Origin of the sequence: Thiothrix fructosivorans (genome assembly GCF_017349355.1) — a bacterium.
Lineage (GTDB): Bacteria > Pseudomonadota > Gammaproteobacteria > Thiotrichales > Thiotrichaceae > Thiothrix > Thiothrix fructosivorans.
In genome coordinates this window covers 1436969-1450672 of sequence record NZ_JAFMPM010000006.1, presented here as the reverse complement: position 1 = coordinate 1450672, position 13704 = coordinate 1436969, and the positions used below count along the sequence as shown (strand labels likewise).

Below are 13704 nucleotides of genomic sequence, written 5' to 3'. Positions count from 1 at the left end.
CAAGGAGGACCAATTCAAATGAAAAGCAAAAACAAACTTTACGTAACCATTGCTGGCATACTCAGCTTGTTATCCAGCCTACTACCCACTGTACAGGCTGAAGATGGCGTAACCGACACCGAAATCATCATCGGCGGCGTGTTAGATCTGGAAGGACGCTCCAGTGGTCTAGGGCTTGGGATGAAAGCGGGCATTGAAGCAGCATTACAAAACCAAACCGTCGCCGGGCGTAACGTCCGTTTTTTGCCAGCCAATGATTCTTACACGCCCGATAAAGCGGTCGCCGCCACCCAGCAACTGATCGAACAAAAAGTCTTGCTGTTTGCTGGCAATGTCGGTACACCCACTGCCAAAGTGGTGTTACCTCTCCTTGAAGCACAACAAATACCGGCCGTAGGGTTTTTCACGGGTGCAGGGCTATTGCGCCCCGGCAAAGGTGACATCATTAACTTCCGCGCCAGCTACGTGCAGGAAACAAAACGGGTTATTGACGCCGCTTTACAAAACGGGATCAAACCCACGGAAGTCTGTGCCTATGTGCAAAATGATGCCTATGGCATGGCAGGCGTCCAAGGCATTAAGGAAGCCTTGCAAGGTCAAGAAAGTGCCAAGGAGACCGTCGCGGCTATCGAGAAAGTTTTAACCCTACCGGGTGATGACATTCCTCGGAACGGTATCGCCCCAGTCGGTACGTATACCCGTAACACTTTTATTGCGCGGGAAGGCTACGACTCACTGAAAACTTGGGAAACCAGCCATAATACGCGCTGCAAGCTGATTGTCAGCGTCGGTACTTATGAAGCGATTGCCCGTTTCATTGCGTATGCCAACAGCAAGGCTGAACCGTGGATTTTTAGCGCCGTATCATTCACGGGTGCGGATGACTTCCGTAAAACGCTGAATAAATTTAATATTAAAGACCGTATTATTATGACCCAAGTCGTTCCCCTGCCGGATAGCGAGCTACCGATTGTGCAAGAAGCACGCAATGCCTTGGGTAAAAACTACGGTTATGTCTCGCAGGAAGGCTATATTGTCGGTAAGCTACTGCTACACGGCTTACGTAAACTCGAAACTGATAATAAACCTATCACTCGTGCGAATTTACTGACCACGTTTAAAGGTCAACAGTTTGATCTTGGCGGGCTAAACATGGATTTTACTAACGACAATCAAGGCTCTGACTTCGTGGTTATGACCCAATATTCACCCGATAAATGGCAAGCGCTGCAAGATTCCGTGTGGAATGCATGGCTTGCTCCACAACAAAAAACACCACAAGCGGATTAAGCGAGGGAAATAAAACATGGTTAACGCGGCAAGCAAACGTACGAATTTTCTGAGCAACCTTTCGGTTGCACGACGCATTTATGCACTCATCCTGATTCCATTGGCTATCCTGTTCATCACCGGTATTTTCGCGATTATCGCGTTAAACCAAAACCGTCTGGCACTAGAAGACATGAATAACCGCGTAACGGCGATTGACCAAGGTAATAAAATTATTCGGCGAATGCAGCGTGACTACATTACCTTATTGCACGAAGTCCAAATTGGTAGCCGCACTTGGGAGGATGGGCGCAAAACCCTAGGACAACTGACAGCCGACATCAGCAGCAGTATGTTGCCTGCTTATAAGGACGCCAAAGCGACCACGCAGGACGAGCAAACGCTAGCCACCTTGGCAGAAATAGACAACTTAACCAGCATTATTGATAAAGCCAACGAACTCCTTAAAACCGAAGATCGCAGCCAACTGGAGCTTTACCTACAAAATGACATCAGTGCCGACACGAAGTCACTGCGGGACAATATTCACAAAGAAGTAGAACGTGACATTGAACAAGCGCAAAGTGCGTTTACGGGTGCGCAGAAAAATGTTGGTTCATTCCTCATGACCAGTATCGCCCTGATTTTGCTGGGTACTGTGATTGCGGCGGCATTAGGCTTCTTCATCTACAAATCCATCGCAGATTCGATTGATCGCCTCATGGTCACGATGAAAAAGATTTCCGAGGGTGACTTGCAAGCCCGTGTTGAACTCGAAGGCAAAAACGAATTGGCAGAACTCGGTCAAAACTTTGACCAAATGATCGAAGACCGGATCACCACGCAAGCTCGTATCGACAAAGACCATCAACAACTCAACCAGTCGGTGGGTTCATTGCTGGAAGCGGTCTTTGACCTCAGCGAACGTAACTTGACAGTCCGCGCCAAAGTCACCGAAGATGCCACCGGCCCACTCGCCGACGCACTCAACCAACTGGCAGAAGATACCGCTGATGTCCTGAAACAAGTGCGTAATGTTGCCACCTCGGTAGAAAGTACCTCGCAAGACGTTAACCATTACGCCCTTGAGGTCAACAAACTCGCGCAAATAGAACAGTCAGAAGCACAAGAAACGGCGCTACAGCTCGATACCATCTTACAACGACTGGATAGTATTGCCGCTTCGGCTCAACAAGCGAATCAGGTTGCCGATACGACATCCAGCACGACCCGTCATGCGCAGGAAACCGTCTCCCGTAGTATGGAAAATATGAGCAATATTCGTGATACCGTACAAGAAACCGGCAAACGTCTGAAACGCCTTGGAGAACGTTCCCAAGAAATCAGCCAGATTATCGACTTCATCAATAACCTCTCCGAACGCACCACTGTGCTCGCCCTCAACGCGAGTATGCAGGCGACAGCGGCGGGTGATGCAGGGCGTGGTTTCTCAATGATCGCGGAAGAAATTCAACGACTGGCGGAAAGTTCACGGGATTCCACCAACCAAATTTCTACCTTGGTGCGCAATATTCAGCAGGAAGCCAATACCACCATCGCCACAATGGATAATACCATCGCTCAAGTAGTCAACGGTTCAACGCTTGCAGAAGAAGCTGCCCAGCAAATGCAAGCGACACTGGAAGCCACCAACGAATTGGTGGCATCGGTTGAAAAGATTGCGACATCCTCAGCGGAACAGGTTGCCATCAGTAAATCCCTGCAAGTTCGTGCGGAACGCATTCTGGAAGCGACGCAATCCACGGGTAAGGAATTGCTCTCCCTGACAGGTCTGACCCAAAACATGGCGGAATACGGGCAGCAACTGGTGAAGTCGGTCAACGTCTTCAAATTGGACGCGTAAGCCTATGAATGATGCCAGCACCTTTGCCGATCTACTGGAAGATGTTGCTTTACAACTGTCTAGCCTCGACCCGCTTGCCGAAACGCCGGAAGCGATTGCCACGACGGCTTCCAGCGTCATTGCTGAGTACCAGCGTCTTAGCACGGCTGCCAGCGAATCTGGGCAAGCAGCCGTGCAGCATGTTGCCGAGTGGATACACGAGATGTTAGCGAGTTTTCAGGACTCGCTCCCCGAAGCCATTCTCGAACTGCTACAAGGCGGACAATTATTTGGCTGGATCGAGCTAACGGCATTTGCGCTACGTGAACCGGATGAGCCTTCGCATCTTCCTGCGATTGCGGCGGAACTGATGAGCGAGGCTTGGCCGGAGCCGCCAGACCCCGCCTTGCTGGAAAACTTACTGGTCAATTTGCATGTCAGTTCCCAGCCAACCAGCGTAGTAGTCGATGACACAACACCAACGCAAGTAGAACGCAATCCGTTAGCGTGGGCAGCGGATATTCACCCCGAATTGCTTGAAGCATATTTACAGGAAACACCGGGGCAAATTGCTGAAACAGCACGGCTGATTCATTTAATTTCTCAAGGTGATAGCACTATCGAACAACGCCGCCATGCTGCTCGCCTTGCGCATACCGTCAAGGGTGCTAGCGGTGTCGTTGGCGTGCAAGCAATTGCCGCCTTCACGCATCGGCTTGAGGATATTCTTGATCTCGACATCGCCCCACACTTATCTAATGGCTTAGGCAAAACGCTGGCAGCTTCTGCTGACTGTTTGGAAACCCTGTTTGAGCATTTGCAAGAAGGCAAGGGCTTGCCGGATGAATATGCGCCGCTGCTGGCAGACATGGATACGTGGGAACAACGCCTCGCCGAAACGGCTGCCGAATTGCCCCCGCTTGCGCCAATGATTTTGCCGGACTTCATTACCCAATCCGGCAACGCCGCAGACGACAGCGATGCAGAAGACTTGCCAGCGACGGAACAAACGCGTAGCGGCACTAATCACCTCAGCGTGCCGTTGGAAACCGTGCAACGCTTGCTCAATCTTGCGGGCGAACTGATCACGTCCACCAGCCAAATTGCCGAACAAGCGCAACTCACGATTGCCTTTGGCAAACAGTTGCAGCAGCAAGATGAACACATTCGGCAAATGTTGGATGAACTGAGCGAAACCATCGACCAGCAATCCAATCATTTGCCACAACGTTCAGCACATACCACCGTAGCAACGATTGCGGCAAAGGATAATTTCGACCAATTGGAATTAGAGGCTTATAACGATTTACAAAGTGCGTCGAGCTTGCTGACCGAATCTATCGCGGATAACCGTGAATTGACACGCAACTTGCAACAGCAAGTCCGGCAGATTTCCGAGCAGGTTTATCAGCAGCAACGCTTGCAACGTCAGCTCAGTGAAACGATCTTGCGTACTCGTCTGATTCCGGTGCAATCCCTCACGGCGCGACTAGAACGCACGGTACGAGAAACCTGTCGACGCACAGATAAGCAAGCAAACATCAGTATCATCGGGCAACATTTGCAGATCGACACAGATATTTTGCAAGGCTTAACACCACCGCTGCTGCACATGCTACGCAATGCGGTGGATCACGGCATCGAATCCCCAGCAGAACGTCAAGCCGCTGGCAAAGCCGCAGAAGGCACTATCACGTTGCACTTCGAGCAAAAAGGCAACCAAATTCACTTAACCTTAAGTGATGATGGGCAAGGCTTAGATGCTGAACGCCTGCGGACTCGTGCTATCGAACGCGGCTTAATCAAATTTGATGCCAAGCTCAGTGAAGAAGATACGCTACGACTCATCTTACAACCAGGCTTCACCACCCGTGATGAAGTTAGCGATATTTCGGGGCGTGGCGTGGGTATGGATGTGGTGCAAACCGCCGTGGAAGACCTGCAAGGTTTGCTGCGTATCAGCAGCACACCCGGACACGGCACGACCATGCACATCCAAGTGCCACTGACACTCATTGCTACCAATGCATTACTAGTGAGAACGGGCGGCAATCTGGTCGCTATTCCGGGCAGTACCATCCAACAATTGCTGCATGTCTCAGCAGCAGAGCACAACATGGAGGATGGGCATTGGCGCATTCCTTACCAAGGTCAATCACTGGAAGTCTTGCCGCTCGCCCGTCTACTCGGTTGGCAAACTACGCCGCCCGATCTTAGCAAAGGTCATTCACTGCTGATTACGGCCAGCGAACAGCAGGCTTACGCCCTGCATGTTGACGAAATCTTGCAAACCCGTGACATCGTGGTCAAAAGCCTTGCGCCTTGGCTCAACCTTGCGCAAGGTGTCAGCGGCGCTTGTATTCTGGCGAATGGGGCGGTTGCTCCCGTACTCGATCTGTTGCGGATGCTGCGTAATCTGGAAAGCGGCTCATTGACGTTGAATACCATCAGCACCTTAACAGCGGACAAAACCTTACAGCGCATCCGTATTCTGATTGTCGATGACTCGCTGAGTAATCGTAAATCGCTGAGTCTAATGGTTGAACAAATGGGCTATCAAGCGATCACTGCGGTAGATGGTTTGGATGCTTTACAACACTTACATGAACATTCCGTAGAACTGATTCTGACTGATTTGGAAATGCCGCGCATGAACGGTTTAGAGATGACGCAAGCGATTCGTATCTGGCCTGAGAAGCGTCACTTACCTATTATCATGATTACGTCCCGCAGCACCAAGAAACATCGGCAAATGGCACAACAAGCCGGAGTAGATTCTTATCTAACCAAACCTGTTGACCATGACACCTTGCACACGCAATTAGACAAATGGCTCAAGACACAACTTGTTGCCTGAAAACGAGAGAACTCCACATGCTTACGACAAAACAAGAAACAATTGGCATATGTTTATTTGAGCTGCCTGAGAAAGACCAAGCCGTTATTCAACGCGTGGTCAGTTTTGCAGCTTCCCAAGGCAAAGACTACCGCCTACAACCCGTGGTAGAACACGCTAGCGTTATTATTACACTGGAAGATAGTGAACTGCCCAGACATACCGCTGTACTGGTACGGATTGGTGATGCTGATTTACCGTGCGATATTATCTTACAACGCCCGTTATTGGTCACGCGTGTAATGCGAGCGATTGATGATGCCGTTCATATACTCACCTCACGCCCTATTCCAGTACAACAACCAACAGTAGCAATCATAGAACCACTACTACCACCAGTAGTAGTCACAACACCAGAATATGACATTACGTCGCCATCCATCACGCATACGGATGAACATGAATACCTCTACACCGCTCTAGTCGTTGACGACAGCGCTGCAATTCGTAAGCAATTGGAACTCGAATTACGGAGCGCAAATATCAAAGCAGAGTTCGCCGAAACGGGTGAAGAAGCTTTGGAAAAGGCGGCACAGAAATTATACGACTTAATCTTTCTTGACGTAATCATGCCGGGTATTGATGGTTATGAAGTGTGCCGTAAAATGCGAACCAGCAAAGCCATGAAAAAAACGCCCATTATTATGCTCAGTGGTAAAACCTCTCCGCTGGATGAAGTACAAGGCGTGATTGCTGGCGCATCAACGTACCTCACCAAACCTGTACAACCCGAACAGTTTCAGAAGACGCTTACACGTGTTTCCAAATGGTTAACAAACTTTGCCCGCTGATGCGGGCATTTTTTTAACTGGTGATAGTTGCCGTATTCGTCAAATCACCGGCATAAAAAAAGCCCCGCAACGGAAACCGTTAACGGGGCTTTTGGAATAGCGCTTGGCGTTGACCTACTCTCACATGGGGAGACCCCACACTACCATCGGCGATGCTGCGTTTCACTTCTGAGTTCGGGATGGGATCAGGTGGTTCCACAGCTCTATGGACACCAAGCAAACTGGCAAGGTTGGGAAGGTTTGTTGGTCAGTGAGGGCGTTTGTGCGCTCATCTGCCGTAGTCTTCTCGACCTAATCTGGAAAAATATCAAGTGATACGTAATTCTGAGGTCTAGTAGTGTGCTACTGAAGCAACTCCTACCGATTGTATATCTCTAGTAGACCGTTTTGGGTTATAGGATCAAGCCTCACGGGCAATTAGTACTGGTTAGCTACATACATTACTGCACTTCCACACCCAGCCTATCAACGTCGTAGTCTCCAACGGCCCTTTAGGACCCTCAAGGGGTCAGGGAGATCTCATCTTGGGAGGGGCTTCCCGCTTAGATGCTTTCAGCGGTTATCCCGTCCGAACATAGCTACCCTGCAATGCCACTGGCGTGACAACAGGAACACCAGAGGTTCGTCCAACCCGGTCCTCTCGTACTAAGGTCAGCTTCCCTCAAATCTCCAACGCCCACGGCAGATAGGGACCGAACTGTCTCACGACGTTCTGAACCCAGCTCGCGTACCACTTTAAATGGCGAACAGCCATACCCTTGGGACCTGCTTCAGCCCCAGGATGTGATGAGCCGACATCGAGGTGCCAAACTCCCCCGTCGATATGGACTCTTGGGAGGAATCAGCCTGTTATCCCCGGAGTACCTTTTATCCGTTGAGCGATGGCCCTTCCATTCAGAGCCACCGGATCACTAAGACCTACTTTCGTACCTGCTCGACTTGTCTGTCTCGCAGTCAAGCGTGCTTATGCCTTTACACAAACCTCACGATTTCCGACCGTGATTAGCACACCTTCGCGCTCCTCCGTTACTCTTTAGGAGGAGACCGCCCCAGTCAAACTACCCACCATGTATTGTCCCCGGCATTGTGATGCCTGGGTTAGAACTCCGAACATACCAGGGTGGTATTTCAAGGACGACTCCACCAGAACTAGCGTTCCAGTTTCATAGTCTCCCACCTATCCTACACAAGTAGGTTCAAAGTTCAATACAAAGCTATAGTAAAGGTTCACGGGGTCTTTCCGTCTAGCCGCGGGTACACTGCATCTTCACAGCGATTTCAATTTCACTGAGTCTCGGATGGAGACAGTGCCGCCATCGTTACGCCATTCGTGCAGGTCGGAACTTACCCGACAAGGAATTTCGCTACCTTAGGACCGTTATAGTTACGGCCGCCGTTTACCGGGGCTTCGATCAAGAGCTTCGCTTGCGCTAACCCCATCAATTAACCTTCCGGCACCGGGCAGGCGTCACACCCTATACGTCCTCTTTCGAGTTTGCAGAGTGCTGTGTTTTTGATAAACAGTCGCAGCGGCCTGGTCTCTGCGGCCCACTTGCGTGGGCGTACCTTCTCCCGAAGTTACGGTACCATTTTGCCTAGTTCCTTCATCCGAGTTCTCTCAAGCGCCTTGGAATTCTCATCCAGCCCACCTGTGTCGGTTTGGGGTACGGTCAGCACTAACCTGAAGCTTAGGGACTTTTCTTGGAAGCAGGGCATCAAACACTTCAGTACCGTAGTACCTCGTCATCACGCCTCAGTGTTAATAGATTCCCGGATTTGCCTAAGAATCCCACCTAAACGCTTAAACAACCATCCAATAGGTTGCTGTCCTAGCCTTCTCCGTCCTCCCATCGCAGTTAGTGCCGGTACAGGAATATTGACCTGTTTCCCATCGACTACGCATTTCTGCCTCGCCTTAGGGGCCGACTAACCCTGCGCCGATTAACGTTGCGCAGGAAACCTTGGGCTTTCGGCGGACGGGTTTTTCACCCGTCTTGTCGTTACTTATGTCAGCATTCGCACTTCTGATACCTCCAGCAAACTTTCCAGTTCACCTTCACAGGCGTACAGAACGCTCCTCTACCACTTGAATTGCTTCAAGTCCGCAGCTTCGGTGTGTGGCTTAAGCCCCGTTGAATCTTCCGCGCAGGCCGACTCGACCAGTGAGCTATTACGCTTTCTTTAAAGGATGGCTGCTTCTAAGCCAACCTCCTGGCTGTCTGTGCCTTCCCACATCGTTTCCCACTGAGCCACAACTTGGGGACCTTAGCTGGCGGTCTGGGTTGTTTCCCTTTTGACAACGGACGTTAGCACCCGCTGTCTGTCTCCCGTGCTCGCACTTCCTAGTATTCGGAGTTTGCAATGGGTTGGTAAGCCGGTCAGGGCCCCCTAGCCATAACAGTGCTCTACCCCTAGGAGTGATACACGAGGCGCTACCTAAATAGCTTTCGAGGAGAACCAGCTATCTCCGAGCTTGATTAGCCTTTCACTCCTATCCACAGCTCATCCCCTAACTTTTCAACGGTAGTGGGTTCGGTCCTCCAGTGTATGTTACTACACCTTCAACCTGGCCATGGATAGATCGCTCGGTTTCGGGTCTACTCCCAGCGACTGAACGCCCTGTTCAGACTCGCTTTCGCTACGCCTCCCCTATCGGTTAAGCTTGCCACTGAAAGTAAGTCGCTGACCCATTATACAAAAGGTACGCAGTCACCCCGTAGGGCTCCCACTGCTTGTACGTACACGGTTTCAGGTTCTATTTCACTCCCTTCACCAGGGTTCTTTTCGCCTTTCCCTCACGGTACTGGTTCACTATCGGTCAGTCAGTAGTATTTAGCCTTGGAGGATGGTCCCCCCATCTTCAGACAGGATTTCACGTGTCCCGCCCTACTTAATATGTCCTTAAAGCATTTTCGTGTACGGGGCTATCACCCGGTATCGCTGGCCTTTCCATACCATTCCACTAACACTAAAAGATTCGGCTGCTCCCCGTTCGCTCGCCGCTACTGGGGGAATCTCGGTTGATTTCTTTTCCTACAGGTACTTAGATGTTTCAGTTCCCTGCGTTCGCCTTCCTTTCGGAATACCACAAAAGTGGTGGGTTTCCCCATTCGGAAATCTACGGGTCAATGCCAATTTGCAGGCTAACCGTAGCTTATCGCATGCTATAACGTCCTTCATCGCCTCTGACTGCCAAGGCATCCACCGTGTACGCTTAGTCACTTGATCCTATAACCCGAAACAGTCTACTACCTTTTGTGCGGTAAACTCGGGCTACAGAGTGTCTATAATCTCGTAACGATCAATCTTGAGATATATAATCTTCTCAGTTATACATTTCGCCTTGATATTTTTCCATTTTGTTAAAGAACGACCTATCTACTTAGGTTGAACCGACAAAAGCCAGTGCAAAGCAGCCCACAGGGCTGCTTTGCGGTGACTTCTGAAGTTACCGTGATTGTATACATTTATTGCAATGCCTTTTTGGTGTTAAGTGCTTAGTATCATTATGACTAATGTTACTGCTACGTTGACCAGAAAGTGGTGGAGCCAGACGGGATCGAACCGACGACCTCCTGCGTGCAAGGCAGGCGCTCTCCCAGCTGAGCTATGGCCCCTTTGAACCTTTGCAATGCAAGAGTGGTGGGTCTAGGTGGACTCGAACCACCGGCCTCACCCTTATCAGGGGTGCGCTCTAACCAACTGAGCTATAGACCCGTGTTCGGTACTAGAGCACTTGCAATAAATGTGGTCTGCCAGACTACTTGTGTGGGAACTTGTGATCGCTTGATCGGCGTTTCTCGTAAAGGAGGTGATCCAGCCGCAGGTTCCCCTACGGCTACCTTGTTACGACTTCACCCCAGTCATCGGCCACACCGTGGCAAGCGCCCTCCTTGCGGTTAGACTACCTGCTTCTGGTGCAACAAACTCCCATGGTGTGACGGGCGGTGTGTACAAGGCCCGGGAACGTATTCACCGCGACATGCTGATTCGCGATTACTAGCGATTCCGACTTCACGGAGTCGAGTTGCAGACTCCGATCCGGACTACGGATGGCTTTCTGGGATTTGCTCCACCTCGCGGTATCGCTTCCCTCTGTACCACCCATTGTAGCACGTGTGTAGCCCTGGTCATAAGGGCCATGATGACTTGACGTCATCCCCACCTTCCTCCGGTTTGTCACCGGCAGTCTCCTTAGAGTTCCCACCATTACGTGCTGGCAACTAGGGATAGGGGTTGCGCTCGTTGCGGGACTTAACCCAACATCTCACGACACGAGCTGACGACAGCCGTGCAGCACCTGTGTTAGTGTTCCCGAAGGCACCAAAACATTTCTGCTAAGTTCACTACATGTCAAGACCAGGTAAGGTTCTTCGCGTTGCATCGAATTAAACCACATGCTCCACCGCTTGTGCGGGCCCCCGTCAATTCCTTTGAGTTTTACTCTTGCGAGCGTACTCCCCAGGCGGTCAACTTAATACGTTAGCTCCACCACCAAACTCTAAAGCGAGCCTGACGGCTAGTTGACATCGTTTACGGCGTGGACTACCAGGGTATCTAATCCTGTTTGCTACCCACGCTTTCGTGCCTCAGCGTCAGTGTTGGTCCAGAGAGTCGCCTTCGCCACTGATGTTCCTTCCGATCTCTATGCATTTCACCGCTACACCGGAAATTCCACTCTCCTCTCCCACACTCTAGTCTACCAGTATCAGATGCAGTTCCCAGGTTGAGCCCGGGGATTTCACATCTGACTTAATAAACCGCCTACGCACGCTTTACGCCCAGTAATTCCGATTAACGCTTGCACCCTCCGTATTACCGCGGCTGCTGGCACGGAGTTAGCCGGTGCTTCTTCTGTTGGTAACGTCATTATCTTCCCAACTGAAAGTGCTTTACAACCCGCAGGCCTTCTTCACACACGCGGTATTGCTGGATCAGGCTTCCGCCCATTGTCCAATATTCCCGACTGCTGCCTCCCGTAGGAGTCCGGGCCGTGTCTCAGTCCCGATGTGGCTGGCCATCCTCTCAGACCAGCTAAAGATCGTCGCCTTGGTAAGCCTTTACCTTACCAACTAGCTAATCTTACGCGGGCTCATTAAATAGCGGCTTGCGCCTTTCCCCCGTAGGGCGTATGCGGTATTAATCCGGCTTTCGCCGGGCTGTCCCCCACTACTCAGTAGATTCCCACGTGTTACTCACCCGTCCGCCACTGAATCCGAAGATTCCGTTCGACTTGCATGTCTTAAGCATACCGCCAGCGTTCAATCTGAGCCAGGATCAAACTCTTCAGTTCAATCTTTATCTTTTGAAATTGAAGAGCAAATCCATCGAAATTACGTTTTAATTACATTAACGTGAACTCAATGGTTGCTTGCTTCTTGTGCTTCTCAACACAATCACAAGCCCCCACACAAGTTTTCTGGCTTCTTTTGTTAATCTACGCACTGCTCTCTAAGCAGCGAGGGGCGAATCTTAAAGGCTTTCGAGGTTCGTGTCAAACACTTTCTCAAAATTCTTTCGGACTCTAAAAGCAAAATTCAATTCCCTAAGTCCTTGATTCTGCTTTTGTTTCAGAGCGTTTTTGCCCTGAGTGAGCGGCGCATTATACAGGCTGGGTTAAGCCCGTCAACCTGTTTTTTACCTTATGCCAAGGTTATTTTAGCGAACTTGCGTTTACCCACCTGAAAGACCGCCGTGATTCCCTTTTCAATCAAAAGATTACGGTCTTCCACCTTGATTCCATCGACTTTCACGCCACCCTGTTGAATCATCCGTAATGCATCCGACGTACTGCCAATCAAGCCAGCGGCTTTCAATAATGAGGCAATTGGCATTCCCGCGCCTTCGGCAACGAGGCTAATTTCATCCATTTCATCCGGCATCGCGCCTTTCTGGAAACGCGCAATGAAGTCTTCACGCGCCCCGACTGCCGCCGCCTGACTATGGAAGCGGGCGATCAATTCTTCCGCCAACAGGAACTTGAGATCACGCGGATTTGCACCCTGCTCTACATCTTGCTTGAAACGCTTAAGTTCAGTCAGTGGACGGAAGCTGAGTAATTCAAAGTAACGCCACATCAACTCATCCGAGATCGACATGATTTTGCCAAACATATCGTTAGGCGCGTCAGTAATACCAATGTAATTGCCCAGCGACTTCGACATCTTATTAACGCCATCCAAGCCTTCGAGCAATGGCATGGTCATGACCACCTGCTGCTCTTGCCCGTATTGACGTTGTAATTCACGCCCAACTAGCAAGTTAAACTTCTGGTCAGTCCCACCCAGTTCCACATCCGCCTTCATCGCCACTGAATCGTAACCTTGCACTAAAGGATACAAAAACTCGTGAATCGCAATCGGCTGTCCCGACTTATAACGCTTAGTGAAATCATCGCGCTCCAACATTCGCGCCACGGTATGCTTCGCCGCCAACTGAATCAGCCCTGCACTCCCCAACTGATTCATCCACGTTGAATTGAACATAACTTCTGTTTTATCGGGATCAAGAATCTTGAAAATTTGTTCCTGATACGTCACCGCATTTTGTTGCACTTGCTCGGCAGTCAACGCGGGGCGTGTCGCCGATTTACCCGTCGGATCGCCGATCATCCCAGTAAAATCACCGATCAGAAATAAAATCTGGTGTCCCGCGTCCTGAAACTGTCTCATCTTATTAATGAGCACGGTATGCCCTAGATGCAAATCAGGCGCAGTTGGATCGAAACCCGCTTTTATCCTAAGTGGCTTACCTTTTTTAAGTTTCGCCACCAATTCGGCTTCGACCAGCACCTCTTCGCAACCACGTACCAGCTCTTGCATGAGGTCAGCAACATCATCCATTTAACATGCTCCAGAATTGACAATTCTTTAATTTTGATCTACATAGGGAAGTAAGTTTATCAG

Annotated in this window: 5 protein-coding genes, 2 tRNA genes and 3 rRNA genes; 4 read left to right on the top strand and 6 right to left on the bottom strand. The window is 50.4% G+C overall.

Going from position 1 to position 13704, the window contains the following annotated elements; all coding sequences use genetic code 11:
• The first annotated feature begins 18 nt into the window (after positions 1 to 18).
• The 4 genes from J1836_RS10555 to J1836_RS10540 are packed head-to-tail and all read left to right on the top strand — an operon-like array spanning position 19 to position 6799.
• Positions 19 to 1290: an ABC transporter substrate-binding protein gene (locus J1836_RS10555; protein ID WP_207251049.1), complete on the top strand. Its 1272-nt coding sequence runs from the start codon at positions 19 to 21 to the stop codon at positions 1288 to 1290.
• Positions 1291 to 1306: 16 nt separating this feature from the next.
• Complete coding sequence (locus tag J1836_RS10550; protein WP_207251048.1) at positions 1307 to 3133, top strand: methyl-accepting chemotaxis protein; 1827 nt, start codon at positions 1307 to 1309, stop codon at positions 3131 to 3133.
• A 4-nt stretch (positions 3134 to 3137) separates the two neighbouring features.
• Positions 3138 to 5969 carry a hybrid sensor histidine kinase/response regulator gene (locus tag J1836_RS10545; protein WP_207251047.1) on the top strand — a complete coding sequence of 944 codons (2832 nt, stop codon included), beginning with the start codon at positions 3138 to 3140 and terminating at the stop codon, positions 5967 to 5969.
• Positions 5970 to 5986: 17 nt separating this feature from the next.
• Positions 5987 to 6799, top strand: coding sequence for a response regulator (locus J1836_RS10540; RefSeq protein WP_207251046.1), 813 nt, complete (start codon positions 5987 to 5989; stop codon positions 6797 to 6799).
• A 101-nt stretch (positions 6800 to 6900) separates the two neighbouring features.
• Here the strand turns inward: J1836_RS10540 and rrf are convergent.
• The 6 genes from rrf to tyrS all read right to left on the bottom strand — a co-directional run bounded on the left by rrf (position 6901) and on the right by tyrS (position 13641).
• Positions 6901 to 7016: ribosomal RNA gene (gene rrf, locus J1836_RS10535) — 5S ribosomal RNA — on the bottom strand.
• Between the two features lie 179 nt (positions 7017 to 7195).
• Positions 7196 to 10027 (bottom strand): 23S ribosomal RNA (locus J1836_RS10530).
• 313 nt (positions 10028 to 10340) lie between these two features.
• Positions 10341 to 10416, bottom strand: a tRNA-Ala gene (locus tag J1836_RS10525).
• A gap of 23 nt (positions 10417 to 10439) precedes the next feature.
• Positions 10440 to 10516, bottom strand: a tRNA-Ile gene (locus tag J1836_RS10520).
• An 87-nt stretch (positions 10517 to 10603) separates the two neighbouring features.
• Positions 10604 to 12092 (bottom strand): 16S ribosomal RNA (locus J1836_RS10515).
• The 16S, 23S and 5S rRNA genes sit together here with 2 tRNA genes alongside, the layout of an rRNA operon.
• 349 nt (positions 12093 to 12441) lie before the next feature.
• A complete protein-coding gene (gene tyrS, locus J1836_RS10510; protein ID WP_207251045.1) occupies positions 12442 to 13641 on the bottom strand; it encodes a tyrosine--tRNA ligase in 1200 nt (399 codons plus the stop codon).
• Between the last annotated feature and the right edge of the window lie 63 nt (positions 13642 to 13704).

Bases quoted from the DNA above. Each gene is read 5' to 3' on its own strand.
- J1836_RS10545 (WP_207251047.1), top strand. From the start codon at position 3,138: ATGAATGATGCCAGCACCTTTGCCGATCTACTGGAAGATGTTGCTTTA.
- J1836_RS10550 (WP_207251048.1), top strand. From the start codon at position 1,307: ATGGTTAACGCGGCAAGCAAACGTACGAATTTTCTGAGCAACCTTTCG.
- tyrS (WP_207251045.1), bottom strand. From the start codon at position 13,641: ATGGATGATGTTGCTGACCTCATGCAAGAGCTGGTACGTGGTTGCGAA.
- J1836_RS10555 (WP_207251049.1), top strand. From the start codon at position 19: ATGAAAAGCAAAAACAAACTTTACGTAACCATTGCTGGCATACTCAGC.
- J1836_RS10540 (WP_207251046.1), top strand. From the start codon at position 5,987: ATGCTTACGACAAAACAAGAAACAATTGGCATATGTTTATTTGAGCTG.